The sequence below is a fragment of the Nocardia huaxiensis genome (assembly GCF_013744875.1).
GTDB lineage: Bacteria > Actinomycetota > Actinomycetes > Mycobacteriales > Mycobacteriaceae > Nocardia > Nocardia huaxiensis.
In genome coordinates this window covers 2277632-2294954 of sequence record NZ_CP059399.1, presented here as the reverse complement: position 1 = coordinate 2294954, position 17323 = coordinate 2277632, and the positions used below count along the sequence as shown (strand labels likewise).

Below are 17323 nucleotides of genomic sequence, written 5' to 3'. Positions count from 1 at the left end.
GCGCTACCCCGCACCCCGAATCGGTCCGGAGCACGGGGTGAACAGGCGGTTTTCCGCCCGCGCAGAGCTCAGCCGCCGTTGTTGCTTCCGATGGAGAAGCAGGTGTGGCAGAAATCCTCACCGAATTCGGTCAGGCGCAAGCTCTTTCGCACGATCTTGGGTACCCGGCCGGCCTTCTTCAATGCCAACTCCACCACCGGCTGCACCTCGAGCACCATGTAGCGCGACAGCACCACCGGATCCTCGGAGGTGGCGGTGAGGCCGAGCCGATTCAGGTTGATCAGATAGTGGCGCGCCCGATCCGGGTAGCGCACGCCCGCCTGCTCCGGCACCGAGGTGAGATCCCCGGCCACCAGCTCCGACCCGATGCCCAGCGGCCGGTTGGTGCGCACGTCGACCGTCGGCTGCGGGCCGTTCAAGGCCATGAACCGCAGGATGCGGGCCTCGTCGGGCGCGAGCTGATCGAGAATCCGGTCGTAGGCCGGATGCACATCCTCGGTGAAGTACACATCCGCCGACCGCGCCAGCAGCGCGTCCCCGCGCCGCCGCAGCTCCTCGGTGGTGCCCGACCGCACCAGATTGCCCATGCCGATGGACTGCTGCCCCGGCCCGATGGGAGTCGGTACATAGGAAACGATCTCGCGCACCGACCCCTCGGTGACGCCGAGCGCACTGCGCGCGATGGAGCGCAGCGCATTGCCCGTGCGCTCCGCGATATCGGCGGACGAATCCCCGTCCAGCGCTGCCTGAGTCAGCTGTTTGGTGACCTCGACGCTGGTGCCGACCGCCCACTGTCCCCCGCGCACCGCCGTGCCGACCGCGAGTCCGGCAGCCCGGAAAGCCCCGCGGATCAGTCGCGCCTCATTACTGATGTTGCGCTGTTCCACATCGGAACTGCGTTCCACGGCACGGGAACCCGGACGGACCACCTCGCCGGTCCTGTCGTCTGCCACGTCCATCTCCGAATATCGCCAGGTGAACACAATCGTCCACAAGATTATTGCCCCCGACAGGCGCCCGGGCATGTCGAACCCGCAAGCCATGTGGAGGCTACCCCGTTCACGCCCGCCGACACGCGGCAGACATGACCCCCAACACCCCCTTACCGCTAGCGATATGGATGTGGTGTCGGTCATTCTCGCCGTTGCGGCCGAGTACACGGAACAGTGGGGTACACCAATGTGACCGAGATCTCCGGCCCAGACACTCCGTCACTGGACTCACTTCCTAAAGGCACAGTAAGGTCCGAGGCGCCGATGGGGTGCGTACACCGGCGGCGGTGAACGGTGGCGGGTCGGCAGGAGGGTGACGTGTTAGAGAGTGTTTTCGGAGTCCACCCGACAATTCTGATGGAACTGATCACGATTCCGTTGTTCACGGGTGTGATCGGCTACATCACCAACTGGACCGGCATTCTGATGCTGTTCAAGCCGATCAAGTTCCATGGAATCAGGGTTCCGGGGTTGGCGGCGCTGTTTCCGTTCCTGCCCAAGAAGATTCAGGTGCTGCCGCTGCTGCAGTACGACGGGCGGATCGGCTGGCAGGGGATCGTTCCGTCACGTGCGGACAAGATGGCGAGTATTGCCGTGGACAAGGGGCTGGCGAAACTCGGGAGTGTGGCGGACTTCTATCGGGAGTTGAATCCCGAGAAGCTCGCCGAACATCTCACTGAAATTGCTGAAGTTCAGATTCGCGACATCATCGAAGAGATCTTGAAACGCGAACATCCGCAGCTCTGGTACAACCTCCCGACGCAGGTGCGGGAGTTGATCCATGAACGCGTGCGGCAGCAGCTGCCCGATATTCTGCGCGAGCTGACCGATGAAATCGGCAACAACATAGATCAACTGCTGGATGTGAAGCAGATGGTCATCCGGTACTTCCAGGCGCGGCCGCAGTTGCTCAACAGCGTGTTCCAGGTGCTGGGCGCGAAAGAGCTGCGGTTCATGCAGAACTTCGGCTTCTACTTCGGTGCGCCCATGGGTGTGGTGCTGGTCGGCGTGCTGCACTGGACCGGCTGGTCGGCACTGGCGGTGCTGCCCATCGGCGGCATCATCATCGGCTGGGTGGTGAACTGGGTCGGCATCAACCTGATCTTCGCGCCCGCCTACCCGAAGTGGTGGTGCCCGTGGCGGCAGGGGCTGCTCATCAAGCGGCAGGACGAAATCACCCAGGGCTACGCCGAACTGGTGTCCCGGGAGATCATGACCTTCGCCAATGTCGGTGACGAACTGCTCAACGGCCCGCGCTCGGACCGCACCATGCAGATGCTCGAGGACACGCTGCGCCCGGCCGCGGATCGCGCGCTCGGCCCGGCCAAGGGCGCGGTCCGGTTCATGATGGGCGGCCGCGAGTTCGACTCGCTGCAGGAGACGCTGACCATGGAGGCGACTCGCATCGCGCCGATCGGCTTCGCGGACCCGGCCTTCAATGTCCAACAGAGCAAAGAGGTCTCGGAGTACATCGCCAAACAAATGTCGGCGCTGCCCCCTCCGGAGTTCGTGGACATGCTGCGATCGGCCATCAAACAAGATGAATGGCTTTTGTTTGTCCATGGCGGCGCGCTGGGGCTCATCGCCGGATACGCTCATCTCCTGATATTCGGAACAGGAGTTGCCACTACATGGATATGACCGAATCCGGTTCGGGCGCTGAAGAACCGGCCACCACCTCGACGGAACTCGTGGTGCGGCCGCAGGCGCCCACGCCGGTACCGGTCACCTCCCGCAAGACCCCGATGCCGTCACCCGTGCGCACCGCCACCGGCGTGCTGCGCGTGGCGGTGTCGGCCGCGGTGGAAGCGAGCGCCTGGGGGCTGGGCACCGCCCTCGGCGTCACCGGAATCGTGTTGCGCGGCAGCATGGCCGGGCAGCCACCCCGCGACATCCTCACCGAAGCCGGTGCGCAGGTGCGCGATTCGGTGCGGCAGGCCCTCGGCGTGCCCACACCGCGCACCGCCGAGGCGGTCACCGAACCCGTCTCCGCCGCCACCGAACTACGCGCCCGCGGCGCCGAACTACTGCGCCGCTCAGCCGATTTCCACGAGGACGACACGCATCACCCGGCCTACTCCCGCATCCTCGGCGAGCTCACCCCGGACGAAGCGCGCATCATCCGCTACCTGTATCTCGACGGCCCGCAGCCGATCCTGGAGGTCCGCACCGGCCGCACCTCCGCAGGCGAGTTCAACCTCCTCGGCGAAGACGCCGGCCTGCGCTACCCCAACCGAGTCGAGACCTACCTCATCAACCTCGACCGCCTCGGCCTGGTAGACATCGCCCGCGAACCCCTCGGCAACCCCAACCGCTACCAGCTGCTGGAAGCACTGCCGGAGGTCCGCCAGCGCCTCAAGCGCGCAAGCTTCGGCACCAAGGTCCTCTACCGCACCATAGAATTGACTTCCTTCGGTGCGGGTTTCGTCCGGACCTGTTTGCCGGTGCCGAGCCTGGACCAGGCGCTCTGATCAGCGCCCTTACGCGTCGTCGGCCAGTTCGAGCCAGCGCTCCTCTGCCGCTTCCTTTTCCGCCTGAACCTGCTTGAGCTCCGCCCCGAGTTTCATGAGCTTGTCGGGATCGGTGGCTGCCTCGGCGAGAGCGGTGTGCAGCTTGTCCTCACGTTCGGAGAGCTTCTCGATGGAGCGCTCCAGCTTGGCCAGTTCCTTGCGAGCGGCGCGGTAGGCGGCCGAATCCGTGGCTGTCACAGCGGAACTCGTCGCCGCGGCCTTGACGGGAGCCGCTTTGCCGGAGGTGAGCGCGGCGCGCTTCTTCAGGTATTCCTCGATGCCGCCGGGCAGGTTGGTGAGCTTGCCGTCGCCGAACAGCGCCCAGGTGGTGTCGCAGATGCGCTCGATGAGGTAGCGGTCGTGGGAGATGACCACCAGGGTGCCGGGCCAGCCGTCGAGCATGTCCTCCAACTGCTGGAGGGTGTCGATGTCGAGGTCGTTGGTGGGCTCGTCGAGGAGCAGAACGTTGGGCTCGCTCATGAGGATTCGCGTCAGCTGCAGGCGGCGGCGTTCACCACCGGAGAGGTCGCGGACCGGGGTGCGCTGTTTGGCCGGGGTGAAACCGAGCCGCTCGGCCAGTTGCCCGGCGCTGATCTCCTTGTCGCCCAGCATCATCCGCATGGCGACGTCCTGAACCGCTTCCAGGACACGCATATCCAGGGGCAGATCGTCGAGTTCCTGGCGCAGCCAGCCGATCTTGACGGTCTGGCCCTGAATCCGCTTGCCGGACTTGGGTTCGACCTCACCGGCCAGCGCGCGCAGCAGCGTGGTCTTGCCGGACCCGTTCACGCCGACCAGACCGACGCGCTCGCCCGGAGCCAGCCGCCAGGTCAGATCCTTGACCAGTTCCCGGCCGTCGGGGGTGGCGAGGGTGGTGTCCTCGAGTTCGATCACCACGCGCCCCAGCCGCTTTCGCGCGAACGAGGCCAACTGCACGCTGTCGCGCGGCGCGGGCACATCCGCGATCAGCGCCTCGGCGGCCTCCACGCGATAGCGCGGCTTCGAGGTGCGCGCGGGCGCGCCGCGCCGCAGCCAGGCGAGTTCCTTGCGCGCCAGATTCTGCCGCCGCGCCTCGGTGGCGTCGGCCTGCCGGACCCGTTCGGCGCGCGCGAAGATCCAGTCGTTGTAGCCGCCCTCGTAGGTTTCGACCTTGCCGCCCTGCACCTCCCAGGTGCGGTTGGCCACGGTGTCGAGGAACCAGCGATCGTGGGTGACGACCACGAGCGCACTGCGCCGGCCGGTCAGATGTTCGGCCAGCCACTGCACGCCCTCGACATCGAGGTGGTTGGTGGGCTCGTCCAGCACCAGCAGATCGAGATCGCGCACCAGCGCCGCCGCCAGCGCGGTCCGGCGGCGCTCACCACCGGAAAGATTCGTGACGAGGGTGTCCATGCCCAGATCGGCGATGCCGATGCCCTCGACCACCGACCGGATGCGCGGATTCGAGGCCCACTCGTGTTCGGCCACACCGTCGGTCTGCTGATCCTCGGCCAGACCGGCGAGCACCACTTCACCGACGGTCGCGCCCTCGGGCAGCACGCCGCGCTGGGTGACGACCGCCATGCGCAATCCGCCGACCCGGCTGACACGGCCGCTGTCCGGCTCTTCGATTCCGGTCAGCACTTCCAGCAGCGTCGTCTTACCGCCACCGTTGAGGCCGACGACCCCGATCCGCTCACCCTCCTGCACACCGAGAGACACATTGTCGAGCAACGGCTTGACGCCGAAGCTCTTGTTGACAGCTTCCAGGTTGATCAGGTTGGCCATTGGTCCTCTGTGTCATGCGACGAGACGGGCGGCGATTGCCGAATGCCAGCCTACCGAGCCGCCGAATCGCTGATCACACGCGCGCCGGGGACCGGGCCGCTGGCGGTGCGGACGCTGCGGCAGACACCCGCACCGGAGAGTTCGGCCGCGACGGCCACCGCGGACTCCTCGTCCTCACAGAGGAAGGCACAGGTGGGACCGGAGCCGGAGACGATGCCGGCGAGCGCGCCCGCGGAGACGCCCGCGCGCAGGGTGCGGCGAAGTTCCGGCTTCAGCGAGAGCGCGGCGGCTTGCAGATCGTTGCCCAGGAGCGGCGCAAGCTGTGTGGCGTCACCGGAAGCCAACGCCTGCAACAACTCTTCCGGGCTTTCCAGCCGCGGCGGGTTGCCGGTCTCGCGCAGTCGATCGAGCTCTCGGAAGACCGCCGGGGTGGACAGCCCGCCCTTGGCGAGCGCCAGCACCCAGTGGAAAGTGTTGCGGGACAACACCGGAAGCAGTTTCTCACCCCGCCCACGGCCGAGCGCGGTCCCGCCGTGCAGTGAGAACGGCACATCGCTGCCCAATTCGGCTGCGAGGTCGAACAATTCGGCCCGGCCGAGGCCCAGCTCCCACAGATCGTTCAATCCGACCAGCGCGGCGGCGGCGTCGGCGCTGCCGCCCGCCATACCGCCCGCCACCGGAATCCCCTTGGTAATGGCGATTTCCACCAGCGGCGCCCGGCCCGCGATGTGCGCGAGCCGGACCGCCGCCTGCCAGACCAGATTGCCGCGATCGGTCGGCACCTCGTCCGCGCCCTCGCCGGACACCTTCACCGTGAGATTGGCCGACGGCGACAGCCGCAGATCGTCGCTCAGCGACAGCGCCTGGAAGACCGTGGTGAGGTCGTGGTATCCGTCCTCGCGCAGATCACCCACGCCGAGGTGCAGGTTCACCTTCGAGGGTGCGCGCACGACAACCGGACTGGGCACAACAGACAGCACGCCCACAGCCTAACGGGGGCATCTCACTCCCGAGGTCCTCAGGGGCTCCGCCCCGAACCCCCGACCGCGAGGGAACCGCCCGCTGGTCGATGGACTACAGCAGCACGCCGCCGGTGGCATCGATCCACTGGCCGGTGACCCACCGGGAGTCGTCGGAGGCGAGGAAGCCGACGATATCGGCGACGTCGGCGGGCTGGCCGACGCGATTGAGCGGCGACAGCGCGGCGGTGGCGGCCGCACCCTGTTCGGTGCGCAGCCAGGAGGCATTCATATCGGTGTCGATCGCGCCCGGCGCGACGGCGTTGACGGTGATGCCGCGAGCGCCCAGCTGCTTGGCCAGGATCGAGGTCAGCGCGTCGATGGCCGACTTCGTCATGGTGTAGGCGATCAGCTCCGGCATGTACGCGCCCCGGGTCAGGCCGGTGGAGACGTTCACGATCCGGCCGCCGTCGCGCAGACGGTCGAGGCCCAGCTTGGTGACGAAGAACGGGGCCTTGGTGTTGACGGCGAACACGCGGTCGAAGGACTCCTCGTCGGTACCCCCTATGGGTTCCCGGATGCCGTCGGTGCCGGCGTTGTTGACCAGGATGTCGAGCCCGTCGGCGTGGGCGTCGAACGCCGCCCACAGCGCTTCGGCATCGCCGGGCACGCCGAGCGGGGCCTGAATCGCGAAGGCTTCTCCCCCGTTGGCCTCGATGGCGGCGACCGTCTCCTTGGCGGCTGCGGCATTGCCGTTGTAGTGCACGCCGACCCGCGCCCCGTCGCGTCCGAGCCGTTCGGCGATGGCCCTTCCGATGCCGCGTCCGCTGCCGGTGACCAGTGCCGTCTTGCCGGTGAGTGCGCCCATGACCCTTACCTTTCTCCCGCGATCGCTTTATCTAGCGATCGTTACAGAAAGGACCGTAGCACATTATTTAGCGAGCGCTATAAAATCGAGGTCATGGCCACCGCGACCCGGGGACGACCCCGCAAATTCGACCGAGATGCCGCCCTGGACAAGGCTTTACGACTGTTCTGGCAGCGGGGGTACGAGGCCACCTCGATCAGCGACCTCACCGGCGCGCTGGGCATCGGCGCGCCCAGCCTCTACGCCGCCTTCGGCGACAAGCAGAAGCTCTTCAACGAAGCCATCCAGACTTACGGCGCGAACTACGGCGGGTTCGCGATGCGCGCCCTCGCCGAGGAACCGACCGCCCGCGCCGCCGCCGAACGCACCCTGCACGAGGCCGCCGCCGAGTACACCCTCCCCGGCCGCCCGCCCGGCTGCATGATCATCAGCGCCGCCGGCAACACCTCGAACCTCGATGTCTCGAAGATGCTGGAGGACATGCGCAACAGCAATGTCGCAGCCTTCGAAGACCGGATCCGCACCGATATCGCTGCCGGAATCCTGCCCGCGACCGCCAATGCCCGAGCCCTGGCCAGGCACATCGGCGTGGTGATGCAGGGCATGTCGCAATCAGCCCAGGACGGGGCAACCCTGGAGGAGTTGCAGCAGGTAGCGGGGTTGGCGATGCACGCCTGGCCGAAGGAGACGCGAACCGAGCACTGACCGCTCGAAAATCATCGACATCCGGCACTTGCGCTAGGTACCCATGGGGGGTATGTTTCTCGGTGTCGGGGATACCCCCACACCGTATGAACCGCCAGCGAAGGAGTCGAACAATGGCCACCAGCACCTACACCGTCACCGGAATGACCTGCGGCCACTGCGTCGGATCGGTCCAGAAGGAGATCGGCAAGATCGACGGCGTGACCAGTGTCGACGTGGACCTCGCCAGCGGCCTGGTCAAGGTCGAGTCCGCCGCCCCGATCGCCGACGCCGATGTCGTCGCCGCCGTGGACGAAGCGGGATACGAGGTGGCGAGCTGAGATGAACGATCGACTGAGGTTCGCCGCCTTCGGCGGCGGACTGGTCGTACTGTTCGGGGCCGCGCTCGGAATCGGCGCCCTGGTGGGCGATCCGACCGGGCCGGCCCCCGGCACCACGGCCGCCCACAGCGAACATGCCACGACCACCACCGAAACCGACACCGCGAACGGGCTCGAGGACAGCGAGTCCGGATACACCCTCGGAGAGGTCACCGCCCCCGCCGCCGCGAATCAGCAAGGGCCGCTGCGCTTCCGGATCAATGGTCCGCAGGGCGCGGTCACCCGGTACAACACCCTGCACGAGAAGAACCTGCACCTCATCGTGGTCCGCACCGATGCGAGCCAATTCCGGCACGTACACCCGGAACTGGCCGCGGACGGCACCTGGTCCATCGACTGGAAGTGGGCCGAACCCGGCACCTACCGCGTGTTCGCCGACTTCTCCCCCGCCGGTGGCCCCGGCGAACTGACCCTGAGCCGCACCGTGACCGTCGCGGGCACAGCGCCGGATCGGCCGCTGCCGCCGGTGTCGAAGACCGCCGAGGTGGACGGCTACCAGGTCACGCTGACCGGCGATATGGCCACGGCGGGAAGCGAATTGAAGTTCACCGTCACCCGCGGCGGCAAACCGGTCACCGATCTGCAGCCGTATCTGGGCGCGTACGCGCACCTGGTGGCGCTGCGGGCCAGTGACCTGGCCTACCTGCACGTGCACCCGCAGGGCGAGATCGGCAAGACGCCGCCCGGCCCGGACGTGGCCTTCCACGCCGAGGCCCCGAGCACCGGCAAATACCGTCTCTACCTTGATTTCTCGCACGGCGGCAAGGTGCACACGGCCGAGTTCACCGCCGAAACCGCAAGCACTACAACAGTATCCGGCACACCCGCACCCTCGGGTGGGCACACGCAGCACGAAGGAGGTCACCAATGAGCGCGCCCGCACCCGAACGCGACCAGCTCGGCGGCGGCAGCCTGCCCGACAGCAGTCTGCCCGTGCAGTCGATCGAACTCGAGATCGGCGGCATGACCTGCGCTTCCTGCGCGTCCCGCATCGAGAAGAAGCTGAACCGGATGGACGGCGTCACCGCCACCGTCAACTACGCCACGGAAAAGGCGAAGGTCAGCTTCCCGGAGTCGGTGAGTGCCGATGATCTGATCGCCAAGGTCGTCGACACCGGCTACACGGCCAGTGTGCACGACCCGAATCCGGTGAAAAAGACCGAATCGGAAGGTGATTCGGCCCCGTCCGCGACCCAGCAGTTGCGGCACCGGCTGCTGGTGAGCCTGGCGCTGGCCATCCCGGTGGTCGCCGTCGCCATGGTTCCGGCCCTGCAGTTCGAGAACTGGCAGTGGTTCTCGCTGACCCTGACCGCACCCATCGTGGTGTGGGCGGGCTGGCAGTTCCACCGCGCCGCCTGGGTGAACGCCAAGCACGGCGCGGCCACCATGGACACGCTCATCTCGCTGGGCACCCTCGCCGCCTTCGGCTGGTCGGTCTACGCGCTGTTCTTCGGCGACGCCGGCATGCCCGGCATGAAACACCCCTTCAGCCTTGCCATTACCCGTGGCGACTCGTCCTCGGCGCTGTACTTCGAGGTGGCGGCGACACTGATCACGGCCATCCTCGCGGGCCGGTACTTCGAGACCCGCTCCAAGGAGAAGGCCGGTTCGGCCCTGCGCGCCCTGCTGGAACTGGGCGCGAAGGATGTCGCGGTGCTGCGCAACGGCGTCGAAACCCGCATTCCCATCGGCGAATTGCACGTCGGTGACGAGTTCCTGGTCCGCCCCGGCGAGAAGATCGCCACGGACGGCGTTGTGGTGAGCGGTAATTCGGCGCTCGACATGAGCATGCTGACCGGCGAGTCGGTGCCGGTGGAGGTGGGCCCCGGCGATCAGGTGGTCGGCGCGACGGTGAACGCGGGCGGTCTGCTGACCGTGCGCGCCACCCGGGTCGGCGCGGACACGCAGCTGGCGCAGATGGCCTCGCTGGTCGAGGAGGCGCAGAACGGCAAGGCGCAGGTGCAGCGGCTGGCCGATCGGGTGGCCGGGGTCTTCGTGCCCATTGTCATCGCGATCGCCGTTGCGGCGCTGGGCTTCTGGCTCGGCACGGGCGTCGCGGTCGCGACCGCCTTCGGCGCCGCGGTCGCGGTCCTGATCATTGCCTGCCCGTGCGCCCTGGGCCTGGCCACGCCGACCGCGCTGCTGGTCGGCACGGGTCGCGGCGCGCAGCTGGGGATTCTGATCAAGGGCCCGCAGGTGCTGGAGTCGACGCGGCGCATCGACACCGTGGTGCTGGACAAGACCGGCACCGTCACCACCGGCAAGATGACCCTGGCGGAAGTGATTCCGGCCGAGGGCGTCAACAGCGACGAGCTGCTGTCCGTCGCCGCGGCGGTGGAGCACGGCTCCGAGCACCCGGTCGCGCGGGCCGTGGTGTCCGGCGCAGCCGATCGCGGACTCGACACCGAGCAGGTGGAGCAGTTCGTGAGCCACGGCGGCAAGGGCGTGCAGGGTCTGGTCGGTGAGCGCGCGGTCGTCATCGGACGCACCGAGCTGCTGGCGGATTGGTCGGTCACGCTGCCGGAGTCCTTGGCGCAGGCCAAGTCTCGGGCGGAGTCGGCCGGGCACACCGCCATCGCGGTGGCCTGGGACGGCGTCGCCCGGGGCGTGCTGGTGATCGCCGACGCGATCAAGGACACCAGCGCCGAGGCGATCGCGGACCTGAAGGCGCTCGGGCTCACCCCCGTCCTGCTGACCGGCGACAATGCCGCCGCCGCCCGCACCGTCGCGGACCAGGTCGGCATCGACGAGGTGATCGCGGAGGTGCTGCCCGCCGACAAGCTCGACGTGGTGAAGAAGTTGCAGGAGCAGGGCAAGGTGGTCGCCATGGTCGGCGACGGCGTCAACGACGCGGCCGCGCTGGCCCAGGCCGATCTCGGTCTGGCCATGGGCACCGGCACCGATGTCGCCATCGAGGCCGGGGACATCACCCTGGTGCGCGGCGACCTGCGCACCGTGGGCACCGCCATCCGGCTGTCCCGCGCCACCCTGCGCACCATCAAGAGCAACCTGTTCTGGGCGTTCGGCTACAACGTGGCAGCCATCCCGCTGGCCGCCGCCGGCCTGCTGAACCCGATGCTCGCTGGCGCCGCCATGGCGCTGTCCAGTGTGTTCGTCGTCAGCAACAGCCTCCGCCTGCGCCGCTTCAAAGGATGAGCGGAACAGCCTGCCGCACCGGGCCGTTCGGATCTTCGGATCCGGACGGCCCGTTTTCCGTTTCGGCGTCCGGGCGCGCCACGGCACCACCGCCGGATCCGGGACCCGGACAGCGGGCGCACGGCAACGAACTTCATCCGATAGCGTTCGGGGGCGGACCGCCCATCAACAGAGGAGCACCACTCGTGACCACCATCGCCGAATTCCTGGCCGCAGCGAATGTTCAGATCGCCCCGGTCGAGCCGGGCGCGGCCGGAGCGCCGGCCGTGACGATCGAGCTGCCGGAGGAGTGGCAGGCGGTGGATCGCTCGGTCTTCCCCGGGGCGTACGGGGTGTGGACGCTGCCGCCCGCCGGGGGCTGGGCCGACAATGTGGTGCTGCTGGTCGGGCGGTTCTCCAAGCCGGCGGATGCGCAGGAGCTGCTGGCGTGCGCGTTCACCGATGCGCGGGCGCTGCCCAAGTGGCGGGAGATCGTCGCCGATATCGCGGAGTTCGAGGGTTACCCGTCGGCCGACGTGGTCGGCACCTACAGCCTGGAGACGCTCGACCTGTGGGTGCATACCCGCTATGTGGTGGTCGTGGCGGGCACCGAGGAGTACCTGGTGCAGATCACCGTCACCGCCAAGGCCGATCACGAGAACGTGGACTCGGACCTGCTGAACAATCTGGTGATCCGCGCCTGACCTGCCGCCACCGTATGGATCCCGGCCAAAAGCATGCCGGGATGACGGGGTGGCGCTACGCCTGCTCGGCCAGCCGGACGAACGCGGCGGTATCGAGGGTTTCACCGCGCGCGGTGGGCGCGATACCGGCTGCGAGCAGGCGCTTTTCGGCTTCGGCGGGGGAACCCGCCCAGCCGGAGAGGGCCGCGCGCAAGGTCTTGCGGCGTTGCGCGAAGGCGGCGTCGACCACCTCGAACACGCGACGGCGATTGGCTTCGTCGATCGGCCACGGCGGTTCGGTGAAGCGATCGATGCGCACCAGCCCGGATTCGACCTGCGGGACGGGCCAGAAGATCTGCCGCCCAACGGTTCCCGCGCGGCGCACGGGTCCGTAGAACCCCGCCTTCACGCTCGGCACGCCGTAGGTGCGATTGCCGGGCACGGCGGCCAGCCGATCCGCCACCTCCAGCTGCACCATCACCAGAGCCGTTCGGATGCTGGGCAATTCGGCCATGAGATGCAGCAGCACCGGGACCGCCACGTTGTAGGGCAGATTGGCCACCAGCGCGGTCGGCTCGGCCGGAATGTCGGCGGCCGAGACGCGCAGAGCGTCGGCCTCGACCACCGTGAGCCGGTCCTTCAGCTCGGGTGCTCGGGTGGCGACGGTCTCCGGCAGGAAGTGCGCCAGCACCGGATCGATCTCCACCGCCACCACCCGGTCGACCACATCGAGCAGGGCCAGGGTCAGCGAGCCGAGCCCCGGCCCGACCTCGAGCACCACATCGTCACGACCGACACCGGCAGTCGAGACGATGCGGCGCATGGTGTTGGCATCGTGGACGAAGTTCTGTCCGAGTTGCTTGGTCGGGCGCACGCCGAAGCGCTCCGCCATTTCGCGCACCTCGGCGGGACCGAGCAGTGCGGCTTGACCTCGACCAGCTGTTTCGGATTCGGACACTCTGCGAAACCTATCAACCCGGCAGGTGTCAGGGCTGGACCGGGGTGGCGAGAATCCGATCGCTGAAGGCGCCGATGGCATCCCACATCTGCGGGCTCACCTGGGTGTGCGTGCCGGTGCCGACGACGGTCCGGAAGTCCACGCCATTGGCGGCGAACTGGGCGGCCAGCGCGGCGTGCAGCGGAGACGGCACGGTGGTGTCATTGGTATTGAGCAGCAACAGGATCGGCGCGTCGTAGCCGGTGGTGGGCACCCGCATGTACTCGTCGGAGATGGCCCGGAAGCGCTCGTCGGACAGCGGCCGCGACAGCATCTGGCCGAGTGAGACGCCATCGGTGAGCTTCATGATGTCGAGGAAGCACATGCTGCCCGCCTGATCCAGGATCTCCTTGCCGCGCGGGGTCAGGTAGCTGTCGAAGTCGAGTTCGGGATGGGTTTCCCGCAGTCCGACGAACATGCTGACCACGAAGCCGTTCACGGCATTGCCGGCGTCGCCGGGAATCTCCGGCACCCACGGCCCGCCGATGGGCAGCAGCTTCTCGATGTCGGAGGCCGGGTCCGAGGCGATGGTGCCGCGGAAGTCGAGGTCGGGTGCGAGGGTCGATTGCAGGTTGGCCGCGCCCAGTGCCGCGTGCCCGCCCTGGGAGAAGCCGATGATCGCCCAGGTGCGCGAGAGTTCCGGTCGCGCCGCGCGCGCCGCCTTCACGGCGTCGATGGTGGCGGTGGCTTCGCTGCGGGTCTCGAGGTACGGGTGCGGCCCGGTGTCGAAGCGGCCGAGTCCGAGATAGTCGGGTGCGACGACGGCGAAGCCCTTGTTCACGAAGTACTGCAGGATCGCGTCTTCCTTGGGCCGGCTGAAGCGGCCGTTGGCGGTCTGCCCGCCGCAGCCGGGTCCGAGGCCCGAGGTGCCGTGGTCGTACACCATGATCGGCCAGCCGCCCGCGGGTGCGTCGCCCTCCGGAATGAACAGTCCCGCACTGGCTTCCACGGCCTCGCCATTGGAGCGACTGGTCCAGTAGTCGAGCGCGTATCCATTGGCCATCCCGCGGAATCCGCTGGGCTGGGCCACGGTGCCGATCACCGCACCGGGCTCCGCCGCGTGTGCCGGGGTCCCCGGCGCGATCAGCAGAATGCCTGCCGATGCCGTGGCTGCCGCCAGTGCGCGCATCCGTCCACCGAACAACCGCATCAATCCTCCATCAGATAAACCCCGACCGGAAACTTTGCGTGACCCCGGCAGAGCCTACCTATTTGAACAACGGTCCAGTATGAAAGTTCTCTGGCAATTTGCCAGACTTCAGCCGTTGACCACCCCTATAACTTGTTCTAATTTCTGGCCATGAACCAGAGATACGAAGGCCGTCGGGTACTCGTCACCGGAGCCGGTTCCGGCATCGGCCAGGGCATCGCTCTGCGCCTGCTCGCCGAAGGCGCGCAGCTCGTGGCAGCGGACGTGAGCGAAAACGGTCTGGCCGCAACGGCGGAAGCCGTCCCCGCCGATCAGCGGGACAAGCTGAAGACGGTCCTGCTGGATGTCGCCGACCCGGAATCGGTGCGATCCGCCACCGCCGAAGCCTTCGAATTCCTCGGCGGCCTCGATGTTCTCGTGAACGCGGCGGGCATCATGCGCGCCGGCCACACCCACGAACTCCCCCTGGAGACCTGGAACAAGGTCCTCGCGGTCAATCTGACCGGCACCTTCCTCATGGTCCAGGCGGGCATCCCCAAACTCCTGGACTCCCCGCACGGCGGCGTGGTCGTGAACTTCTCGTCCACTTCGGCTTTCGGCGCGGCCCCCTACATGGCCGCCTACACCGCGTCCAAGGCGGGCATCAACGCCCTCACCCACACCATCGCCCTCGAATACGTGAAAAAGGGCCTGCGCGCGGTGAATATCGTGCCCGGCGGCATCGGCACCAGCCTGACCGCGGGACTCGACCTTCCGTCCGACGCCGACTGGAGCCTCATGGCCCGCCTCCCCGGCTGGCTCGAGGGCGGCACCCTCGGCAAGCCGGAAGACATCGCGGGCGTGGTGGCCATGGTCGCCTCCGACGACGGCCGCTACATGACCGGCACCGAACTCCGCGTCGACGGCGGCGCTTTGATGTAGCACCGCGGAAAGGTGGGGGCCGTGCCCCCACACCCCACGGTCAGCTGATGCCGAGGCGGCTGGTGCAGGCGGGCCAGGCGCCCCAGCCCTGGCGGGCACGCGTCACCTCGGCGATGGCGATCTGCTCTTCGCGGGTCGCCAGGTCGGCGCGGGGGGCGTACTTGAGGCCGCCCTGGCGGGCCCAGGTGCTCTCGTCGAACTGGATGCCGCCGTAGTAGCCGTTGCCGGTGTTGATGGCCCAATTGCCGCCGGATTCGCATTTGGCCAGGGCGTCCCAGACGTGGCCGTCGCGGACCTCGGGAACCTCGGTCCCGGGCTTGGCGCCCTTGCGCACGGTCTTCGGTGCGGCGGGGACGATGACGGTGGAGGCGATCGGATCCTTGCCCGCCTCTTGGCCGTTCACGGTGGAGATGGCGAAGGTGACGTCCTGGACGCCGGGGGTGCCGGGGTTCTCCACGATGGTCCGGCTCATGTTCAGGGTGGGATCCTCGATCACGTTCTCCGGCGGATCGAGCGGGATGCGCTCGACGCGGTTGGTGACGATCTTGCGGGTGACGGTGATCTTCATGCCGTCGGTGAGCGGGGTGCTCGCGGCCGGTTCCACGAAGTCCTGATTGATCAGGGGGCGGCCCTGGACCTGCAGCAGTTCGCCGACGGTCGGGGCGGCCAGGCGCACCAGCGACAGCGGCGCGCCGTCGTCGGAGAGTTCCACGGTGCGCGGGTTGGTGATGAGCATCTTCCCGCCCTGCAGCGGCAGCGGCGAGGGCCGTGCGGGCGAGGTGAAGACGTCGTCGGGCAGGCCCAGTTTCACGAGGGCCTCCGCGACGGTGAGCGCGGTGGTCCACGCCGTCGAGGGTTTGCCGTCGACGATGAGCGAGACCTCGCGGGCCCGGTTCAGCGTGATGGTGCCGCCGTCCGCGATCTTCGAAGCGGGCGAAGGGGATACATCATCGCGATCGGTGAGGGCGTAGCCGGCGTCCTTCAGAACGCCGCGCACATCCCCGAACATGCTGTGCTGGATGAGCTTCTGCCCGTCGACGACCAGCGTGACTTCTTTCTTGTTCACGATGGCCAGTCCCGCACCCACAATGAGCGTGACAAGCATCGCCGCGATGGCGCCGTACAGGAGCGGCGATCGCGACGAGTTGATCTTCGCCAAAGCGTTCATCGGAAATCCCGGCATGGTCACAGTACGATAACGAGGGGGTGGAGGGTTGACAACCTATCCATGCGGAACTGTGTATTCGGAAATTACGAGCCGATATCAATCCGCAGGTAGATCACGATCCGGCGTCATCATAGTGACCCGAAACACAGTTTGCGAACCGAGCCGCGAGTATGCACGTTTCGCCGGTTTCAACGCGAGACTTTCACGCAGAAACCGTGCGAACGTGAAAAAAGGTGCGCAGCACCTAGATTCGGTACAACCGCCGCGCGGTCGCCGTGGTGATCTCGGCCAGCTCCTGCGGATCCTGCCCGCGCACCTCCGCCAGCGCGCGCAGCGTGTACGGCAGCATGTAAGACTCGTTGGGCGCGCCCCGGAACGGATGCGGAGTCAGATACGGCGCATCGGTTTCCACCAGAATCTGATCTTGCGGAACGAGTTTCGCGGCCTCCCGCAATTCGTGGGCATTCTTGAAACTCACCGTGCCCGAAAAGCTCAGTACATAACCTTCCTCCACACAGGCGAGGGCCATGTTGGCGTCACCCGAGAAGCAGTGGAAGATCACCTGATCCGGCGCGCCCTCGTCCAGCAACACCGTCAGCAGATCGTGATCGGCCTCGCGATTGTGGATCATGAGCGGTTTGCGCACTCGCTTGGCGAGGTCGATATGCCAGCGGAAACCCTCGACCTGTTCCTCGACCGTCGCGCAGCCGTCGAGCTTGCCGGGCCAGTAGTAGTCGAGCCCGGTCTCCCCCACCGCGACCACGCGCGGATCGCGAGCCAGTTCCTCGAGTTCCTTCTTCGCCGCGTCGTCGAGCGCGTTGGCGCGCGTCGGATGCAGCGCGACCGCCGCGTACACGCGATCGTCCCAGTGCGCGGCCCGCACCGCGGCGCGCGCGGCCTCGAGGTCGTCGGCCACCGTCACGATCTTGCCGACACCCACGGCCTCGGCCCGATCCACCAGCGCCGCAACCGATTCCGGGTCGGTCGCGCCGCAGGCGTCGATGTGGGTGTGCGCGTCGACCAGCGGGGCGAGCGGCTCCGGCGGCTCGGGGGCAGGTCGGCGGCTACTCATGGGCGACACCTGCCAC

General features: G+C 67.6%; 16 protein-coding genes. 8 read left to right on the top strand and 8 right to left on the bottom strand.

Going from position 1 to position 17323, the window contains the following annotated elements; all coding sequences use genetic code 11:
* Positions 1-68: 68 nt before the first annotated feature.
* A complete protein-coding gene (locus H0264_RS38515; RefSeq protein ID WP_231083229.1) occupies positions 69-959 on the bottom strand; it encodes a DUF4393 domain-containing protein in 891 nt (296 codons plus the stop codon).
* 390 nt (positions 960-1349) lie between these two features.
* On the opposite strand from H0264_RS38515, the gene H0264_RS10155 reads away from it, so the two are divergent.
* On the top strand, positions 1350-2633 hold the full coding sequence (locus H0264_RS10155) for a DUF445 domain-containing protein (protein ID WP_181583732.1): 1284 nt from the start codon (positions 1350-1352) through the stop codon (positions 2631-2633).
* Positions 2624-3463 carry an Abi-alpha family protein gene (locus H0264_RS10150; RefSeq protein ID WP_231083230.1) on the top strand — a complete coding sequence of 280 codons (840 nt, stop codon included), beginning with the start codon at positions 2624-2626 and terminating at the stop codon, positions 3461-3463. Before H0264_RS10155 ends, H0264_RS10150 begins: the two co-directional genes overlap by 10 nt.
* 9 nt (positions 3464-3472) lie before the next feature.
* Here H0264_RS10150 and H0264_RS10145 read toward each other — a convergent pair whose 3' ends face one another.
* The 3 genes from H0264_RS10145 to H0264_RS10135 all read right to left on the bottom strand — a co-directional run bounded on the left by H0264_RS10145 (position 3473) and on the right by H0264_RS10135 (position 7096).
* Positions 3473-5269, bottom strand: coding sequence for an ABC-F family ATP-binding cassette domain-containing protein (locus H0264_RS10145; protein ID WP_181583731.1), 1797 nt, complete (start codon positions 5267-5269; stop codon positions 3473-3475).
* 50 nt (positions 5270-5319) lie between these two features.
* On the bottom strand, positions 5320-6249 hold the full coding sequence (locus tag H0264_RS10140; RefSeq protein ID WP_181583730.1) for a 4-(cytidine 5'-diphospho)-2-C-methyl-D-erythritol kinase: 930 nt from the start codon (positions 6247-6249) through the stop codon (positions 5320-5322).
* Positions 6250-6343: 94 nt separating this feature from the next.
* Positions 6344-7096: an SDR family oxidoreductase gene (locus H0264_RS10135; protein ID WP_181583729.1), complete on the bottom strand. Its 753-nt coding sequence runs from the start codon at positions 7094-7096 to the stop codon at positions 6344-6346.
* Positions 7097-7189: 93 nt separating this feature from the next.
* On the opposite strand from H0264_RS10135, the gene H0264_RS10130 reads away from it, so the two are divergent.
* The 5 genes from H0264_RS10130 to H0264_RS10110 all read left to right on the top strand — a co-directional run bounded on the left by H0264_RS10130 (position 7190) and on the right by H0264_RS10110 (position 12020).
* Positions 7190-7801, top strand: coding sequence for a TetR/AcrR family transcriptional regulator (locus H0264_RS10130; protein WP_181583728.1), 612 nt, complete (start codon positions 7190-7192; stop codon positions 7799-7801).
* Between the two features lie 113 nt (positions 7802-7914).
* Positions 7915-8121 (top strand): heavy-metal-associated domain-containing protein, encoded by a 207-nt coding sequence (locus tag H0264_RS10125; RefSeq protein WP_181583727.1) that lies wholly within the window; start codon positions 7915-7917, stop codon positions 8119-8121.
* 1 nt (position 8122) lies between these two features.
* Positions 8123-9052 (top strand): hypothetical protein, encoded by a 930-nt coding sequence (locus H0264_RS10120; RefSeq protein WP_181583726.1) that lies wholly within the window; start codon positions 8123-8125, stop codon positions 9050-9052.
* 92 nt (positions 9053-9144) lie between these two features.
* A complete protein-coding gene (locus H0264_RS10115; RefSeq protein ID WP_244976244.1) occupies positions 9145-11337 on the top strand; it encodes a heavy metal translocating P-type ATPase in 2193 nt (730 codons plus the stop codon).
* 185 nt (positions 11338-11522) lie between these two features.
* A complete protein-coding gene (locus tag H0264_RS10110) occupies positions 11523-12020 on the top strand; it encodes an LpqN/LpqT family lipoprotein (RefSeq protein WP_181583724.1) in 498 nt (165 codons plus the stop codon).
* Between the two features lie 55 nt (positions 12021-12075).
* On the opposite strand, the gene rsmA is transcribed toward H0264_RS10110, so the two are convergent.
* Together rsmA and H0264_RS10100 are read right to left on the bottom strand one after the other, a co-directional pair.
* The gene (rsmA, locus tag H0264_RS10105; protein ID WP_181583723.1) at positions 12076-12957 is read right to left on the bottom strand and encodes a 16S rRNA (adenine(1518)-N(6)/adenine(1519)-N(6))-dimethyltransferase RsmA; all 882 of its coding nucleotides are present in this window, start codon (positions 12955-12957) and stop codon (positions 12076-12078) included.
* 28 nt (positions 12958-12985) lie between these two features.
* A complete protein-coding gene (locus H0264_RS10100; protein ID WP_231083233.1) occupies positions 12986-14146 on the bottom strand; it encodes an alpha/beta fold hydrolase in 1161 nt (386 codons plus the stop codon).
* A gap of 150 nt (positions 14147-14296) precedes the next feature.
* Here H0264_RS10100 and H0264_RS10095 point away from each other — a divergent pair, with 150 nt between their 5' ends.
* Complete coding sequence (locus tag H0264_RS10095; RefSeq protein ID WP_181583722.1) at positions 14297-15067, top strand: SDR family NAD(P)-dependent oxidoreductase; 771 nt, start codon at positions 14297-14299, stop codon at positions 15065-15067.
* Positions 15068-15107: 40 nt separating this feature from the next.
* Here the strand turns inward: H0264_RS10095 and H0264_RS10090 are convergent, their stop codons facing one another.
* Together H0264_RS10090 and H0264_RS10085 are read right to left on the bottom strand one after the other, a co-directional pair.
* Positions 15108-16235, bottom strand: a complete 1128-nt coding sequence (locus H0264_RS10090) for a resuscitation-promoting factor (RefSeq protein ID WP_181583721.1) — start codon at positions 16233-16235, stop codon at positions 15108-15110.
* Positions 16236-16479: 244 nt separating this feature from the next.
* Complete coding sequence (locus H0264_RS10085) at positions 16480-17307, bottom strand: TatD family hydrolase (protein ID WP_181583720.1); 828 nt, start codon at positions 17305-17307, stop codon at positions 16480-16482.
* Between the last annotated feature and the right edge of the window lie 16 nt (positions 17308-17323).